At 39.4% G+C, this 16,757-nt stretch carries 18 protein-coding genes; 14 read left to right on the forward strand and 4 right to left on the reverse strand.

Features of this window, described 5'->3' with window-relative positions; translation table 11 throughout:
* Window positions 1-115 precede the first annotated feature (115 nt).
* The 4 genes from AC0KUU_RS05080 to AC0KUU_RS05095 all read left to right on the forward strand — a co-directional run bounded on the left by AC0KUU_RS05080 (window position 116) and on the right by AC0KUU_RS05095 (window position 4,450).
* Entirely contained in the window at window positions 116-631 is a 516-nt protein-coding gene (locus tag AC0KUU_RS05080) for an enoyl-CoA hydratase/isomerase family protein (RefSeq protein ID WP_043978456.1), read from the forward strand.
* Window positions 632-770: 139 nt separating this feature from the next.
* Complete coding sequence (locus AC0KUU_RS05085) at window positions 771-896, forward strand: hypothetical protein (protein ID WP_016765178.1); 126 nt, start codon at window positions 771-773, stop codon at window positions 894-896.
* A 244-nt stretch (window positions 897-1,140) separates the two neighbouring features.
* On the forward strand, window positions 1,141-3,459 hold the full coding sequence (gene helD / locus AC0KUU_RS05090; protein ID WP_237074201.1) for an RNA polymerase recycling motor HelD: 2,319 nt from the start codon (window positions 1,141-1,143) through the stop codon (window positions 3,457-3,459).
* Window positions 3,460-3,859: 400 nt separating this feature from the next.
* Window positions 3,860-4,450 (forward strand): CPBP family intramembrane glutamic endopeptidase, encoded by a 591-nt coding sequence (locus AC0KUU_RS05095; RefSeq protein WP_237074202.1) that lies wholly within the window; start codon window positions 3,860-3,862, stop codon window positions 4,448-4,450.
* Window positions 4,451-4,551: 101 nt separating this feature from the next.
* On the opposite strand, the gene comJ is transcribed toward AC0KUU_RS05095, so the two are convergent.
* Window positions 4,552-4,959 (reverse strand): competence protein ComJ, encoded by a 408-nt coding sequence (gene comJ / locus AC0KUU_RS05100; protein WP_043978463.1) that lies wholly within the window; start codon window positions 4,957-4,959, stop codon window positions 4,552-4,554.
* A gap of 35 nt (window positions 4,960-4,994) precedes the next feature.
* Window positions 4,995-5,369, reverse strand: a complete 375-nt coding sequence (locus tag AC0KUU_RS05105) for a NucA/NucB deoxyribonuclease domain-containing protein (protein ID WP_223269005.1) — start codon at window positions 5,367-5,369, stop codon at window positions 4,995-4,997.
* Window positions 5,370-5,661: 292 nt separating this feature from the next.
* On the opposite strand from AC0KUU_RS05105, the gene AC0KUU_RS05110 reads away from it, so the two are divergent.
* Together AC0KUU_RS05110 and AC0KUU_RS05115 are read left to right on the forward strand one after the other, a co-directional pair.
* On the forward strand, window positions 5,662-5,922 hold the full coding sequence (locus AC0KUU_RS05110) for a metal-sensitive transcriptional regulator (RefSeq protein ID WP_013058561.1): 261 nt from the start codon (window positions 5,662-5,664) through the stop codon (window positions 5,920-5,922).
* A 156-nt stretch (window positions 5,923-6,078) separates the two neighbouring features.
* The gene (locus AC0KUU_RS05115) at window positions 6,079-8,028 is read left to right on the forward strand and encodes an FUSC family protein (protein ID WP_165575892.1); all 1,950 of its coding nucleotides are present in this window, start codon (window positions 6,079-6,081) and stop codon (window positions 8,026-8,028) included.
* A gap of 35 nt (window positions 8,029-8,063) precedes the next feature.
* Here the strand turns inward: AC0KUU_RS05115 and AC0KUU_RS05120 are convergent, their stop codons facing one another.
* Entirely contained in the window at window positions 8,064-8,882 is an 819-nt protein-coding gene (locus AC0KUU_RS05120) for a squalene/phytoene synthase family protein (protein WP_028411023.1), read from the reverse strand.
* Between the two features lie 325 nt (window positions 8,883-9,207).
* On the opposite strand from AC0KUU_RS05120, the gene AC0KUU_RS05125 reads away from it, so the two are divergent.
* The 6 genes from AC0KUU_RS05125 (at window position 9,208) to AC0KUU_RS05150 (ending at window position 15,080) form a co-directional block, all read left to right on the forward strand.
* Window positions 9,208-9,879 (forward strand): response regulator transcription factor, encoded by a 672-nt coding sequence (locus AC0KUU_RS05125; protein ID WP_043978471.1) that lies wholly within the window; start codon window positions 9,208-9,210, stop codon window positions 9,877-9,879.
* Window position 9,880: 1 nt separating this feature from the next.
* Complete coding sequence (locus AC0KUU_RS05130) at window positions 9,881-10,915, forward strand: sensor histidine kinase (RefSeq protein ID WP_162214837.1); 1,035 nt, start codon at window positions 9,881-9,883, stop codon at window positions 10,913-10,915.
* 87 nt (window positions 10,916-11,002) lie between these two features.
* The gene (locus tag AC0KUU_RS05135) at window positions 11,003-11,359 is read left to right on the forward strand and encodes a DUF1093 domain-containing protein (RefSeq protein ID WP_043978477.1); all 357 of its coding nucleotides are present in this window, start codon (window positions 11,003-11,005) and stop codon (window positions 11,357-11,359) included.
* Window positions 11,356-12,123, forward strand: a complete 768-nt coding sequence (locus AC0KUU_RS05140; protein WP_322552364.1) for an ABC transporter ATP-binding protein — start codon at window positions 11,356-11,358, stop codon at window positions 12,121-12,123. Before AC0KUU_RS05135 ends, AC0KUU_RS05140 begins: the two co-directional genes overlap by 4 nt.
* Entirely contained in the window at window positions 12,110-14,020 is a 1,911-nt protein-coding gene (locus AC0KUU_RS05145) for an ABC transporter permease (protein WP_322552363.1), read from the forward strand. The genes AC0KUU_RS05140 and AC0KUU_RS05145 overlap by 14 nt, the downstream gene beginning before the upstream one ends.
* Window positions 14,021-14,147: 127 nt before the next feature.
* Entirely contained in the window at window positions 14,148-15,080 is a 933-nt protein-coding gene (locus AC0KUU_RS05150; RefSeq protein WP_043978484.1) for a patatin-like phospholipase family protein, read from the forward strand.
* An 11-nt stretch (window positions 15,081-15,091) separates the two neighbouring features.
* On the opposite strand, the gene AC0KUU_RS05155 is transcribed toward AC0KUU_RS05150, so the two are convergent.
* Complete coding sequence (locus tag AC0KUU_RS05155) at window positions 15,092-15,457, reverse strand: DUF3221 domain-containing protein (protein ID WP_043978486.1); 366 nt, start codon at window positions 15,455-15,457, stop codon at window positions 15,092-15,094.
* A 174-nt stretch (window positions 15,458-15,631) separates the two neighbouring features.
* Between AC0KUU_RS05155 and AC0KUU_RS05160 the strand changes: the two genes are divergently transcribed.
* Complete coding sequence (locus AC0KUU_RS05160; RefSeq protein ID WP_013084537.1) at window positions 15,632-16,240, forward strand: hypothetical protein; 609 nt, start codon at window positions 15,632-15,634, stop codon at window positions 16,238-16,240.
* A gap of 136 nt (window positions 16,241-16,376) precedes the next feature.
* On the forward strand, window positions 16,377-16,637 hold the full coding sequence (locus tag AC0KUU_RS05165; RefSeq protein ID WP_016765166.1) for a hypothetical protein: 261 nt from the start codon (window positions 16,377-16,379) through the stop codon (window positions 16,635-16,637).
* Window positions 16,638-16,757 lie beyond the last annotated feature (120 nt).

The following is a 16,757-nucleotide window of genomic DNA, read 5'->3' on the forward strand; positions in this document are numbered from 1 at the left end:
ATAATTATGAGTTTGTTGTATGATGAAACTATGAAAATAACTTTTCTATTAAAAAGCGAAATATTTTGAAAGCGCTTTATTTATAAAGAACAACAGGGGAAAGGGCGGAGGAACGATGAAAAGGTTTATCAAAGTAGAAAAAAGAAATCATGTGGCGGTTGTACGAATGAATCAGTCAATGCTTAATCGTTTGAACAGTGAAGTCATGTATGAGCTGCAAGAAACGATGAATGAGCTGCAGCACGATGGGTCGGTTGGATCTATTGTATTTATGGGAGAGTACTATAAAATGAACGGAGATCATAGAACAACCTCTTTCCTACGTGAAGAAACAGGAAGGCTTTATCAGCCAATTCATGCAGTAGCAGCTCGAGCGATTTTTCAGCGTATTTCATGCAGCTCCAAACAAACGATTGCGCTTCTTACAAACTTTACGTTTGGCGGAGGATATGAGTTAGCTTTAGCATGCGATGTACGAATTGCGGAAGAACCTGTGCAGCTCAAGTTAACAAACGGCATGACCGTTAGTGCGCAAGAAGCGTGCAACATGGGCAAAGTGCAGCACGTTGTGCAAAAAGGAAAAGGATTAGAATATTCACTTACGCTGAACGCATTAGAAAAGGAAGCTTAAAAAACGCTTTCACTTTATTTTTATAAAGTGAAAGCGTTTTTATTTTATTTTGTTGATAAAAAGGTATTGAAAATTCTGAAAAAAGGAGTAGAATGATAACAAATCTACTTATTTTAAATAAGCAAAGGAGCTGGTATCAATGCCATTCATTTTTAAAGAAGCGGTAGTCGGATTGTTTACAGCGGCAGCAGCAGGTTTACTGGCGTTTCAAGGGGTAGAAGTGGTGTCAGCCATCATTCATCTGCTAACTTTTTGGAAACAGTAATAGCTAATAAGTAGAGGAACGACCTATAAAGATAAGGGGCTTGAGACTTTCTCAGCCCTTTTTGTTGTGGAGTTCATTATTTTTCAGTATACTAACGGTGGAAATTAAGACATAATATGGTTACATAGCAGGGATTTACGAACTCAGTAGGGAAGTATGTAGACTCTGAAAAAAATAAACAACGATCGCTTTTACCCGGTAACAAGTTTTGTTATCGGGTAACGTGTGTAAGGGGTGTGGATAAGTGAAAGACAAAAATTTAACAGAAGAACAGCAGCGAGTTGATTGGGTAGTAGAAGAAATCAGCCAAAAAGCTGAAAAAATAGGTGAAAGCGTAGGAAACGTAAAAGGCGAAATTGTCGATTTGCGAAGCACGTTTTGGGACGATGTTACGGTTAATATGGATGAGCCAGATGACGTGATTGAGACATTTACGAGCATTAAGCAGCAGGCAGAACTTTTAGCTGAACGTGAAATTACCCATAGACAAGCGTATGATCAATTAAAAACATTAAAAAAATTAACGCAATCCCCTTATTTTGGACGTTTTGATTTTATAGAAAATGGTGAAAAAGAAGCAGAAGCTATTTATGTGGGCGTGGGCTCTTTAATGGATCAAAAAGATGAAGAGTTTTTAATTTATGATTGGCGTGCGCCTATTTCGAGTCTTTATTATGATTATTCACCGGGAAAAGCGCAGTACGAAACGCCAGGTGAAGCGATTAAAGGCGAGATGAAGCTAAAGCGTCAGTTTATTATCGAAAATAGCGTAATTAAAAGCATGTTTGATACAGGGATTACCATTCGCGACGAGCTGCTTCAAGAAGTGCTCGGACACAATGCAAGCAGTCAAATGAAAAGTATTGTAGCGACCATTCAAAAAGAACAAAACCAAATTATTCGAAATGAAAAAAATAAAGTGCTGATCGTTCAAGGAGTAGCAGGGAGCGGTAAAACGTCTGCGGCTCTTCAGCGCGTGGCTTATCTTCTCTATCATCACCGAAAGCAGCTGACTGCAGAAAACATGATGCTGTTTTCACCAAATCCGCTTTTTAACAGCTACGTCTCAACCGTTCTTCCGGAGCTTGGAGAAGACAATATGAAACAAACAACGTTTCAGCAATATGCCGATGGCCGGTTAGGAAACGAGTTTGAAGTGGAGGACTTGTTCGTTCAAATCGAATATTTGCTAACGGAAAAAGATGCTGCGGCAAAAAAGCAAAAAATGCAGGAAATTCGCTACAAAGCAAGCCGTGAATTTAAAAAGCAGGTAGATGCGTATATTGAAGAACTGTCTACTAAAGACATCATTTTTAAAAACATTAAGTTTCGCGGCGAAATTGTGTTATCTGCTCGGCGTTTGCTGTCTTATTTCTATTCGCTTGATACGGGAATTTCCATTCCTAACAGGATGCAGCTCGTAGCCGAGTGGGCGCTTAAACTCATTAATCAGCTTGAAAAACTTGAGCGCAAAAAAGATTGGGTTCAAGAAGAAATTCAGCTCTTAGAAAAAGAAGATTATGTAGAGGCCTATCAGCATCTGCAGAAAAAGGAAGGCTATACGGAAAGCTCATTTGATGATTTCGACCGGGAACAAGCGTATTTAGCCAAGGCCGTTGTAGCTAAGAAAATGAAATTTATTAAGCAGGCGATCAAGCAGCTTAAATTTATCGACATTCGACGTATCTATATGCAGCTGTTTGAAAGGAGTCACCTTTTTCTACATGTAGAAGGATGGGAAGACACTGCTAAAAACACGGTGCAAAGAGTCATGAACATGAAGCTGTCTTATGAAGACGTAACGCCTTACTTATATATAAAAGATCAAATTGAAGGGCGCAAAGCTAATCCTGTCATTCGCTATTTGTTTATTGATGAAGCACAGGACTATTCACCGTTTCAGCTGGCGTTTTTAAAAGAGCTGTTTCCGCATGCCAGAATGACGCTGCTTGGAGACTTGAATCAAGCGATCTATGCGCACGCCTTGAACGCACCGACCATTCTTTCAAGCGAACTGTACGAAGAGAAAGAAGCAGAAACGCTGACTCTTACGAGAAGCTACCGATCAACACGTCAAATTGTCGAGTTTTCAAGAGATATGGTGGCAAATGGCCATTTAATCGAGCCGTTTAATCGAGACGGTGCGAAGCCAACCGTTACGGCTGCAGATAACGTCCAAGACCTTCATGAGGCAATCATACACAAAATTAATGAATTGAAGCAGCAAAACTATAAAACGATTGCCGTTATTGCCAAAACAGCTGAGGAAAGTCTTCAGGCATTCCAAGCACTTCCTGAAGCGATGTCTGCAAGGCTGCTGACAAAAGAAACAAGTTCATTTGAAAAAGGCATGCTTGTTCTGCCAGCTTACTTAGCAAAAGGAATTGAATTTGATGCCGTCATCATTTACAATGCGTCGAGTGAATGTTACCAAGATGAATACGAGCGTAATTTATTTTATACGGCATGCACAAGAGCGATGCATGAGCTGCACCTGTTCTCGCTTGGTGAAATCAGCCCGTTTATATCGAATAAAGAAACTTATGAATATCAAGCACAATAAAAAGAAGACGGCCAGTGTTTTGATTATCTGAGAAAGTAACAGTAGGATTAGTAAAGGAAATCGAGGATGAAATCGCAAAGGTTTTATCCTCGATTTTTTGTTTTTATGGATGGATTCAGCTTATTTTCATTGCTTAAATAAAAATTGTTTGGTTAAATTTCCGCTGCTATAAAACGAATCAGAAGGACAGTGAAAGGAGGAGTTTTATATCCAATATTTACGAATAAATGTATTACTCATCCTTATAATAAGTTTATTTTTCTTCGGGATTGTTCTTTTTTCTTATAAGTTATTTGCTGCGGAAATGTTGCCCATCATAGGCATGCTTTTTATCTATGCTTTAACCTCTAAATATCGTTCAACGGTTTCTCTTTTTCTATTCTTTTTAATAGGAACATGTATGTTTCAAATAGGAAGCAATTATTTCATTGAATGGGATCTATCTAAAGAGATGAAAATCATTGTAAACAGAATTTTACTTCTGTTCATCATAGGTGGACTATTGCTTTTCATTTTGTTGTCCAAACAGAAGGTATTTCTTTTTGCATCATTACCAGACTGGCAGAAACGTATAGTGATGCCATATCATTCGATTAAGCTAACGTACTTTTTAATGTTTAGTCTGATTGGTTCGGCTACAATCTTTGTACCGTTACTGTTCGTTGAAGATATAAGCTATACAAAATCATTCGTCACATACGGTATAGTATTCTCCGTTATAAACGCTATTTTAGAAGAGTTGCTTTGGAGAGGGATCATGTTATCTCATTTAAAGAGTAATCTTTCCACTTTTTATGCTGTTTTCATTACGAGTATTGGATTCGGTCTTTTGCACATATCAATAGGAATTCCTGTAATCATGAGTTTACTTTTTTCTCTTGGTGGATTTTTCTATGCATTTGTCGTTTTAAAGACGAAAAGCATATACCCAGCCATAGTTTTTCATTTTATTATTAATTTAGGTATGGTTTTTAACGGATGGATATTTTAGCATCTTGCACCAAAAAGCTCAGAGCTATATATCGCTCTGAGCTTTTATGAGTTATTACTGTTGTATATTACCTGAACTGTTTACAGTAGGCTGCCTGCTTTTTATTGACTTTCAAAATGCAGCAAATACTTCACTAGATAAAGGCCAGAGTTTGTTTTTTCTTGAAGAGGAATAGTCAGGCATGTGACGTAATAATACCCGTTTGGAATGTCATAGCTTAAGGTTTCAGATAGGACGCTTTTGATTTCGATCCCATCGCTTTCGACGTGAAAAGGAAGGCGAGTGGTCTTTTCAGCCTTTGATGCGTCTGGAGTTTCGTTTACCCATACTTCAATAATGGCTCTTGTGTTTGATACGGCTTCAAATGAAATAGCTTTATCGTCTGCGACATATCCTTTTTGAATATCTTCATCGCTCCAGTCGTGATGGGGCTTTGGCTGTCCTTTTTGAAACAGCGTAAACTGATGATAAGACATGGTTAGCTCTTGTTCTTTCCATTTTGTTTTCATGATTTCACCTCTTCAAAGTAAAGCTTGTTCTGCTATTATTGAACGATAAATTGTACGCGTGTACCATCTGGATACTGTTCTAACTGATTTCCAACCCATGAGCCGGCTCCGCGGTTATCAGAAGGTGAAATATAGCGAATGTCAGCTCCTGCTCCGCCTTCTTCGCACATAGCCATTGGCCATTCATCACGGTCATAACCTGTTTTTGTCGGATATCCTTTCAGGGATTCTTCTCGGTTCGCTTCAGCACCGTCGCGATCAATTGTACAAACGGAAGAGTGCCCAGCGGCAATCGCGTCACGAATATGATCACCCGTTTCAGGATATCGGTCTAACGGAAAATAAAGTGTCGCATCATAATTTACTTCAGCTTCCGTTTTTTCAGGAGCTAAAAAAGCCGCATGCCCCATAAACCCTAAAATACATGCCATGATAATGAATAGACTTGCCATTAATTTTTTCCCGTATGTAGTCATCTCAAACCTCCAGTGTAAGTCGTTTTTACAGCTTAACTATACTGTCAGATTGCTAAGTTTAGATTACAGGACAATAAATACGTTGTAAACAAGTATTAACATTTATGTTAAACTTCCTTTACTTGACATCATACCCTAATAGGTATAAAGTTGTGTATACATTTACTTCTTGCGTACAGCTTAAAAGCAAGAAGCGCAATCATGCATGAGCGGAGGTAGTAGTATGATGGAATATGATAAGCAAGTTAAAAATCGTTTAAAACGTATTGAAGGTCAGTTAAAAGGTGTCTTAAATATGATGGAACAAGGAAAAGACTGCCGTGACATTGTGACACAGCTCTCAGCAGCCAGAAGCGCAATTGATCGCACGATGGGTGTTATTGTCAGCACCAATCTTGAACAATGTGTAAGAGAAAGCATTGAAAAAGGCGAGAATACCGAAAACTTAGTAAAAGAAGCAGTAGAGCTGTTAGTAAAAAGCAGATGAGACATTCGTTTCATCTGCTTTTTGTTTTTACTGTACGCTGCTCACAAGGATAAAAACCGCTGTTCCTAAACACAATACGGATAGGAACAGCGGTTTTTTAGGTTTATCTCGTTTTAAGAACAGGAAAGATATATGGAGAGAAAGGAGGAGGTCAAGGTGAGTGATGACAAAAAGTCACCAGCATATAATCATACGGAAATTCATCATAAAATTGAGGCTTCTCCAAAAGCGCCGGGAATCAAAGCCGCTTTTCGCTTTAACCACGCTTCTTCTCCGTGGGTAAGAGGAATCAGCTCAGGCTTGTCTTCAAGCCTGCCGATTTTGATAGGGATTTTGTTTGATCATTTGCAGTACGGACTCATTGCAAGCATTGGCGGCTTTACATATTTGTATACAAAAGATGAGCCTTATGCGCAGCGTGCTGTTAAGTTATTTTTAGCTTTGCTTGGCGTTACACTGTGCTTTACACTCGGCTCGTTATTTGCTGACGTAGCTTGGATGAAAACTATTTTATTTGGTGTTATTGGAGCTGTATCGGTTTATGTTTTCGGAGCGTTAAAAATTCCAGGACCTTCTGCCATGTTTTTTGTCCTTTCATTTGCTGTGAGCACGAGCATTCCAGCGCCGAATTTGCAGGCTGTTTTTTTGCACGCAGGACTCGTTTTTTTAGGAGGGACACTATCTTGGTGTATTAGCATGAGCGGCTGGCTTATTAACCCGCGCGGACCTGAAACTGCCGCTGTGGCGAAAGCGTACAGGCAGCTAGCTTCATTTGTCGGGTCTCTTGGTACGGAATCATTTCACGCCGAGCAGCATAAAACGGTTGTCGAGCTTCGAGCAGCGGAAACAGCGATGAAACAAGCGAAAATCAATCGAAAAAAATCATCGTTTGCGCATCGTCTGTTTTTATTAAATCAAAAAGCCGAAGGACTGTTTATCTTTGTGATGGCCGCTGCGAACGATTTTAATCCAGCTGTTTCTAAAAAAGCACAGGCGGTGATTGAAACGTTCGCATCTGAAATGGCCACGTTAAAAAAGCATAAAAAAATTCGAGACGTTCGAGAAGAAATTGAAGAGCTGTCCATCAAAGAAGAGCTGCGTACATTGCTATTGGATGTAAATGACGTTCTTCAAATGAAAGAATTAAAAGAAACAGAGTATATTCAATTTTCACAAGGCAGCGTAAAAACACGGTTAAAAGCTGCTTTTCACAAACGTTCGTATGTGCTTAAAAATGCTTTGCGCTACGGAATTATTATGATCATTGCCGCAGCCGTTGCCTACACGACAAATATTCCAAGGTCTTACTGGATTCCGCTTACGTGCGCGGGAGTAATGCTTGGAGCAACCGTTCGTGCAACGGTTCAGCGAGGTATTCAGCGCTCTGTCGGAACCATTTTAGGTATTTTAATTGGAACCGGGATTCTGATGCTTGAACCAACGGGAATCGTCATTGCGCTCATTGTCTTTGTGCTTCAGTCGACGATTGAAATTGTAATTGTTAAAAACTACGCGCTCGGCACGCTCTTTATCACACCGAATGCTCTTTTAATTGCTGAAAGCGGTCATCCGGATAAAGCGATTAGCTACTTTACGTCTGCTCGAGTGATTGATATTGTCATTGGTTCTGTTATTGGAGTGGTCGGCACGGTATTAATTTTCAAACGAGCTTCTTCGCTTCGTTTGCCATATTTGCTTGGAGATGTGATACGAAAAGAAGGACAGTTTTTAGAAATGCTAAGCACCGAACAAGATGAAGAAAGAATTAAACGAGAAAGAAATAAGCTTCAAGGAGAACTCGTTAATCTTCGGGCGCTGTACGATAATGTGATTGGAGAATATTCTAAAACGGCCGTCAAACTAGAAGGATTGTGGCCTGCAGTTGTCGCTACACAGCAGTTAGGTTATATGCTTCTTGCGTCGTTTGAAGGGTATGAGCTGTCAGAAACGGAGAAACAAGAGCTTCAGGAAACATTTGCTCAGCTAGCTGCAGCAGCTGAGCAAAAACGAGCGCCAAAGCTTTCAAGTGTTCCGACCCTGAAACACTACCCTATTATTCAAGGGGAAATAGTCGCTTTATATGAAAGTCTGCAGGTAGAGATATAAAAAGCACGGAACCCAGGGGCTCCGTGCTTTTGTTTTTACATATCCACAACTTCATTTACCGTTTTATTTACATCGTCACGCGTCATTTTTTCTTTTCCTTTCATCAAGGCGTTTAATGTTCCATCAGCAAGCGCTAACGGAATTTTACAGAAATGAAGGATCGGAAGCGATTTGACATCTTCTAAATATTTCTTTCCTAGTGAAAGATTGCGGCGAGCGTAGGCAAACATATCTTCTCTGCTCCAATTGTTAGGAAAGAAGCTGACTCCGCGTTCTGAATCTTCCGAGGTATTACGCAGGATATTAACAGACTGCAAGCCGCGTCCAAACGCAATAGCTAATTCTTTATCTGTTTCCGTGCCGTCATACCATTTCCAAATGTCATTAAGCATCACACCTACTAGACCAGCTACGTAGAACGTATAGTCATCTAAATCCGCTTCATTTTGAATATGCCAGTCTTTTTCTACCCAATCGGCCATTCCTTTGGCCATAATAGAAGTTGCATCTAATACTTGATCTGCAACTCCAGTCGGACAAAGCGCAATCCAGTTGCCGAGCTGAAGCGTTACGTCAGGTAAATCAGCTTGATAAGGACCTACTAATGCCATGTACTCGTCTTCGTTAAAAGACTTTTTTAACAGGTCACTAATGTCGTAAAGCAAGCGGCTTTTTACACCGGCTTCTAGCTCAGGGTGATCTTCAATTTCATCAATTGCCCTCATACATAAGTAAGCAGATCCTACTGCATCCTGCAATTCTGCCGGCAAGTGGCTAATTGGAATAAAAAATGTTCGGCTTGTCTCTTTTAACATCACCATTGCGTTGTCGCGTAATTTGTTGGGTACACTCATTGATAACTAGCTCCTTTTTACATATCCACATGTCAAATTAGTTTAAGTTTTCATCTTATATACTATAGTAACAAAAAATGAGCATTTAATGGAGTTTAAAGATTACTTATTAACGATATTGTCATTATTTTGTAGTATTTGTACAGGGAAACTTGTAACATATACAAGTTTACACTACGATAATACTCGTTCAGTCTTCGTTTTACAGAAATAAATGGTTTATTTTTAAGAAAATTGCTGTCATGCTAATGAATTAGATGAGCTTTTAAGAAAGTATTCAACAGTGGGTTATACATAATATATCGGACAATACAGAGGTGAATGTATGAAAATTTTAATTGTAGAAGACGATGATAAAATATATGAATTAGTGAAAGAGAAATTTGAGCAGTGGTCATTTGAAGTGGCTGGAATAGAAGACTTTCAAAAGGTAATGGAAGTATTTATTGCAGAAAGCCCAGAGCTTGTTATTTTAGACGTGAATTTGCCTGTATATGACGGGTTTTACTGGTGTCAGCAAATACGTGCAGTTTCAAAAACTCCTATCGTCTTTCTTTCCTCTCGTGAACATCCAATGGATATTGTTATGGCAATGAATGTTGGGGCAGATGACTATATTCAAAAGCCGTTTAACTTGGATGTTCTTGTTGCTAAAGTGCAAGCGCTTCTGCGCAGAACGTATTCATATGGAGATACGATTTCAGATATTATCGAGTGGAACGGGGCGGTGCTAGACTTAAAAAAAGGAAGTTTGCATTACAACGATCAAGAAATTCATTTAACGAAAAATGAATTTTTTATTTTACGGCTTCTTTTGGAAGAACGAGGCAAGATTGTATCGCGAGAAGAGCTTATGCGAAGGTTATGGGAAGATGAGAAATTTGTAAGTGACAATACGCTTTCTGTCAACATCACACGCATTCGCACCAAGCTGGAAGACATCGGGCTGAATGATAAAATTGTGACCAAAAAAGGCCAAGGATATTTGGTGAATTAAGATGTGGAAAAGTTTTTTAAGAGAGAGACTAAGCTGGATTTTATTTGTTCTTATATGGCTGAGTGTAATCGATGCTCTGCTGCTGCTGGAGTATGATATTAAGGTGTCGTCCACTTCGTTTTGGTATTTGAATCTATTAACGCTGTGTCTGCTGATTCTGTTTCTTTTATGGAGAGGAGTAAAAGAAAAAAAATTTCTAAAAAAGTTGAGCTTAATGCTGCGGAATGATGCGTACGATTTGCAAGAAATGCAGCCATATGTTCGAACAAAAGCAGATGAAGATATGCTGAGTTTGCTGCAGCATATAGATCGTGTGTATCGCAGACAAACTCATGCTCTTCACGTACAGCAGCGAGAGCAGCAGGAATATGTAACGACTTGGGTTCATGAGATCAAGACGCCGCTTACTGCGATGAAGCTGCTTATTAATGCTCATCGTACAGAGCTTTATAAATGGCCTTGGCTAAAGGATATTGAAGATGAGTGGATGAAAATTGACGGATTAGTAGATCAGAATTTATATTCTGCACGCCTGCAGTACTTAGAAAAAGATTATCAGGTGCAGGCAGTGTCGCTAAGCGAACTTGTTTTTCCAAACGTTGCGTACTTCTCAAAATGGTGTATTGAAAAGAAACTGCATATTGATGAAAAAAATCTAGACATACTGGTGCACACTGATCCAAAATGGATGCAGTTTGTTGTGAGGCAAGTGCTGTCTAACGCCATTAAATATAGCCCTCTAGAAGGAAAGCTTTCTTTTTTTAGTGAAGAAACGCCAAAGTACGTAAAGTTATTTATCGCTGACCAAGGAAAAGGGATTCCAACTCAAGATCTTCCCCGGGTTTTTGAAAAAGGATTCACAGGAAATGCGGGAAGAAAAACGAAGGGAGCTACGGGGCTAGGGCTGTATTTTTCAAAAAAAATTACAGATGCTCTTGGCCATCGAATAGAAGTGAATTCACTTTTACACGAAGGCACCACGGTGATCCTGACCTTCTACAAACTGAATTCTTTTGATAACCTTTCAAAAATGTAAGATTGCACGCTGAGATTGTCATCTGCTTCAAACGAATCTTTCCTTGTTTCAAAGTAAGATAGAGCTATACACAAGGAGGGAACGTACATGAAGCGAAAGTGGATTAGCCTTTTAGCTCTGCTTTTGGTTGTAGGAGCAGGTATAGGAGGAATAAAGATTTATCAAAAAGCCGCAACGGAGCATCAATACGGGATTATCCCAAAAGAAGCAAAAAAAGTGGATGAGTATGGACGAGTTCAATATACAATTTCAGTGATAAACGAAAAAGGACAAACAACGTTTCAAACATTTACAACGATTAAACAGTTAAAAGAAGGAACGGTTATTGACCTTTTCGTTCGAGGCAATGAAGTTCGGAAATATGACATTATAACAAAGAGTGAGCTGCCGCAGCGAGTGAAAAGCGTGTGGCCTACAAAAGAACGAAAGGAGGAGGAAAAGTGAGCATTGTTCTTGAAGGAAAAAATGTAACTAAAACGTTTGGAGCAAGAGGAAATGTATACGAAGCGCTAAAAGGAATTGATTTTACAATCGAAGAAGGAGAGTTTGTCGGTATTATGGGACCATCTGGAGCGGGAAAAACGACGCTGATGAACATTCTTTCAACGATTGACCGTCCCACCGATGGCGAGATATGGATTCAAGGAGAAAACGTGGCGCTCATGAAAGATAAGAAGCTGTCTGCTTTCAGACGCAATCATTTAGGGTTTATTTTTCAAGATTATAATTTATTGGATACGTTAACGGTAAAAGAAAATATTCTTCTGCCGCTTACGGTTACAAAAATGTCTAAGAAAGAGATGGAAGCGAAGCTTAAAGACACCGCAACGCGACTAGGCATCTATGAGCTGGCGGATAAGTATCCGTATGAGATTTCTGGCGGACAAAAACAGCGCGTTGCAGCAGCGAGAGCAATGATTACGAATCCAGCTGTTATTTTCGCCGATGAACCTACCGGAGCTCTTGATTCCAAAGCTGCTTCAAGACTTCTTGAAAAGCTGTCGCAATTAAATCAAGAAGACCGTGCCACGATTATTATGGTGACGCATGATCCGCTGGCTTCAAGCTACTGCAGCCGCGTGCTGTTTATTAAAGACGGACAAATTTACACGGAGCTGTTTAAAGGCGAACAAACGAGACAAGCATTTTTTAAACGAATTATGAACATTCAAGGCGCATTAGGCGGTGAAGGCTATGACCGTATTTGATCTTGTTAAAAAGAATATGCGCAAAAATATTAGCCGGTACAGCCTTTATTTCTTTTCAATGATTTTTAGTATTATTGTGTACTATGTGTTTGCTACGCTTCAGTACGACCAATCGATTTCAAAGTTTATTGGAGAAGAGCTGAGGCTGCAGGGCATTTTTAATGCTTCAAACTACGTTCTGCTTACCTTTATTGTTGTCTTTATTTGGTACACAAACTCATTTTTTATCAGGCAGCGTAAGAGAGAGCTCGGGCTGTATCATTTAGTCGGCATTGAAAAACGTACGATTGGAAAAATGATTTTTTATGAGAATATGCTGCTGGGGATTTTTTCTTTGGTGGTCGGTATTTTACTAGGTACCGTGTTTTCAAGGCTGTTTGTGCTGTTTTTACTAAAGCTTATGGGACTGTCGCTTTCGATTACGCTCACATTTTCTTTTCAAGCGGTTTTAAAAACAGCCGTAGTGTTTTTGATTGTTACCATTTTTATATCGTTTCAAGGCTATTTTATTATGTACCGCTATACGCTATTAGATCTGTTTCAAGCAGAAAGCAAAAGTGAACGCGTAAATAAAATGAATTCGAAACGCTCAATTGTAGTGGGAGGACTGGGTATCTTACTCGTTGGCTACGGATACTACCTTTCATCTGGAAACATTGTGACACCTAAGTTTTTTCTAATTGTAGCCGTTGTACTGTTCTCGGTCATTTTCGGTACATTTTTACTTTTTAAAGCCACAATTGAGTGGCTGATGGGGCTTTACCGAGAGCATGCAAACCGATATTATTCGTTTGCAAATATGCTAAGCGTTTCTACTATGATGTATCGAATTAAAGCAAATGCACAAGTGTTAACCCTAATTACGATTTTGTCGGCTACTACACTTGTAGCAGTTGGTGTGACGTATTCCTCGTACTACAATACAAAAGCCGACGCCAGAAGCATGCAGCCTTATGACTATACGCTGCACAGCAAAAAAGCAGCGCAAGAATTTACGGATGTACTGGATGAGCTAGATATCCAATCAAATCGGTACGTCTATCATATCGTGAAGCACTCTGCTGATTTATCGGATTTTCGATTTATTACATCGTGCTACTATAAAGATAGGGAACAAATCAGCTTTTTAGATGAAGAAGAAGTACGTAAGAATGGCGTTTCGGTCCCTGAGCTAAGCGCAAACGAAACCGTTATTTTTGATTCAATGGCAAAAGGAAAAGTGTTTAAACCTAGTACAGGTAAAACCGCAGCTGTGGAGCTGAGCAAATCAGAACAGCTTGCTTTAAAAGTCGTTAAATCCGAGCCTTTGCTCATTCTTGATTCTGACAGTGCCGGCTATCAGTTTGTAGTCAACCACGATACATTTAACAAGCTTTTAAAAGCTGGACAAAAGCAAGCGGTGTACGTATTTAATACCGATGATGGAAACAAACAAAATGAACTTACTAAGAACTATCATCAAATCGCAAAAGAAGCTGGCGAAAGCCGTACTTCATACTATGATGTGTTTCAGGCAGGCTTAATGAGTAAAGGATTGTTTATTTTTATTGGAGGGTTTTTAGGGCTCGTCTTTTTGATGGCAACGGGCAGTATTATTTATTTTAAGCAAATCTCCGAAGCCGAACAAGAGCGCAAAAGATTTGAAGTCCTGCGTAAGCTTGGGTTTTCAGTGTCTCAAGTGATGAGCGCCGTTCGAAAGCAGCAGCTGTTTACGTTTGGTTTGCCTTTAGTAATTGGTATCTTGCACAGTCTATTTGCGCTGAACGTCATTACGAATCTAACCGGTGAAAGTCTGATAGTCCCTGTTTTAATAGCGGATGCAGTATACGGGATTATTTATTTCTTTTTCTACTGGCTGACAATGAATTACTACCGAATAGTAATAAAGCGACTGTAAAGAAAAGACTGTTTCGATCAAAGAAACAGTCTTTTTTTGTTGGGAAAATAAAAGGTATGGAGTAATGAAACCCTGAATATAAAAAAAGGGTATATAAAAAGTAGAGAGTTGTATTGGAGGGAAAAATGTGAAAGCAGATGCTGTATTTGAAGGGGGAGGCGTTCGAGGAATTGCATTCACGGGTGCGATTGAAGCGATGGAAGAAAGCAATGTAGAATGGCAGCGTCTAGCAGGTACGTCAGCGGGAGCGTTAATTGCGGCACTTTTAGCGAGCGGCTATAAAAGCGGTGAAATTCGCAGAGAGCTTCAAAACATGGACTATGCTAAGTTTCGCGGGAAAACGATCATTAACCGAATTCCTCTGATTGGAAACTTGATTGAACTGATGGTTCATTTAGGCTTTTATAAAAATGATTATTTAGAAAAATGGGTGTATGGTCTACTGCGTGAAAAAGGAATCGAAACGTTTGCGGATTTGCCGGCAGATAAGCTGAAAATTATTGCCTCAGACATTTCGAACGGACAGATGCTTGTGCTGCCTGACGACTTGCCACGATATGGAATGCAGCCAAGCGACATGAAGATTTCACAAGCTGTGATGATGAGTGCGTCCATTCCTTTTTTCTTTCGTCCCGTCATCTGGAAATCCAAAGGGTTCAAGAGGTCATACATTGTCGATGGGGCGCTTTTAAGCAATTTTCCGATTTGGCTGTTTGATACGGAGCATCCGCGTTTCCCGACGTTTGGCTTTCGATTTGTAAAAGAAGAAATTGATACAGCCGCTATTATTCCGACGCCAGTGCATCTATTTAAAAGTATGTTTACCACGATGCTGCAAGCTCATGATTTGCGGTATTTGAACGCGGAGACAAGAGAACGAACGGTGCAAATTCCAACGGGGGTGATTACGGCAACGGATTTTGCCTTAAAGGAAGAAGAAATCGAATTTTTATATGAATCTGGTTATATATCAGCAAAGCGCTTTTTAGAAAAGTGGGATTTTGAACAGCATAAAATGAATCGGACCGGACGGCAGCTGACACGAAGAAAGCTCCCGTAACAGGAGCTTTTCTACGGCTGTTTTAAAATGTTGACTTCAACAGCTTTGCCTTTTGCCGGAACGGAATACTGAACGCTTTTGTCTTTCTTGAGCCATGCTTTAACGAGCTGTCCTTTTTTGTATGTTTGATCATCCGAAACTTTTACATAAATAGGCTGTACATCGCTAGAACCAAGTATTTCTTTTGTTGTATAGTCAAGCGCAGTATCTCGCGGAATGACGTTTGCAATAAGAATTTCATCCTGTTTCACTTCTAAAATGCGCCCTTGAACTAAATAGCCGGCCGGCTTTTTTGACTGCTCGGCGTTATCAGAACAGCCGCTTAAACAAATAAAAAAGAGAAGAAAAAGTGCAGTTGATTGAACGGTAAACTTCATAAAATCTCCTTTCCGTTTCAACATGACTACCATTATAACGCGTTTGACCATTTCTTTTCCAGTTTTCGGAGAAAGCAAGAGGTAATCGTTGACGTTATTTCAGCACGCATGATATGTTTTAACTCATAAACGCTATTTTTACTAGAAGTCACGCTTAGTACGGGAGGTCCTTATATGGATGTTACCTTTTTAACCAACGTTATTCGACATATATTAGAACGAGATAATTTTGTCATTGACTTTGAAGAATCAGATGAACAAAATATCCACTTTTGGCATCGAGACGAGCCGTTTCGCCTTTTTATTTCAGAGCAAACGGAAAGTTATTTAGTATGGACCGTTTTTGAAGATGAAAAGGAACAGTGGAGCGGAAAAACATTTCTCCAAGAAGTGACGAATACGTGTAAAGACTGCAGTGAGCCAATTGCGCACTGGATTTATAAAGATGGAGGCAAAGCAGGTTATTGCGATCATTGTCTTCAAACGTTTGGAAATGCGTATTTTACAAATGCTGATGATATCAAGCAAAACCTTCATTTAATTGACGGTTCTATTTGTTTTATTACCGATGAAACCGGAAGCGATTGGTGGATTGCATATGAAGGATTCAAACGAGTAATTGCAAGATTAGAAGAAAATCCCGATCAGAAAGTCGAAATGTACAAGCCCGAATATCCGGTCTTTAAATGGGAAATACATTTTCTAACGGAAAACAATTCTGCTAGCTTTAAGTTCAAAGATGACTTTGCATCTGGAATTGTACCGAAGGGAAGAATACTCTAACATCCTTGTTATAAGGGTGTTTTTTCTTATAATGGGAAGTTTTTTTGAAAAAAATAATTAATTTAGGTTAAAAAGAAGGAATTAAAGGGTAAAGAGTAGAAGATATATCACTATAGGAAGAATGGGGGAAATAATTATGACAACTACAACAAATTTAACACTGGGGTACAAAATGTACACGATTGATTTTAGCCGTCCAACGCAGTCTAACGAGGCACTGCTTGATTTCTTTAAAGATGTGCAGCACAGACAGGGAAATAATGCAGAAAGCTTTTCTAAAACATTAATGGAAATCGAAGAAATCAAAACAAAATATGTAGATCATGAAATCGTACTGCTAGCTAAATCGCTTGAACAGCAAATAAGCCGCTCAAATGCAGAAAAACTTGAGGTCTGATAATCACCAGAAATGGTCGATTTATCAGACCTTTTTTATTTCTATCGATGTAGCACTTTTGGGGTGAAGTCAAGGGGACAGGATATCTGGTAGTATAGGTTTTTGGTGGAGGATAAAATT

The sequence above is a fragment of the Priestia sp. ST2 genome (assembly GCF_055810735.1).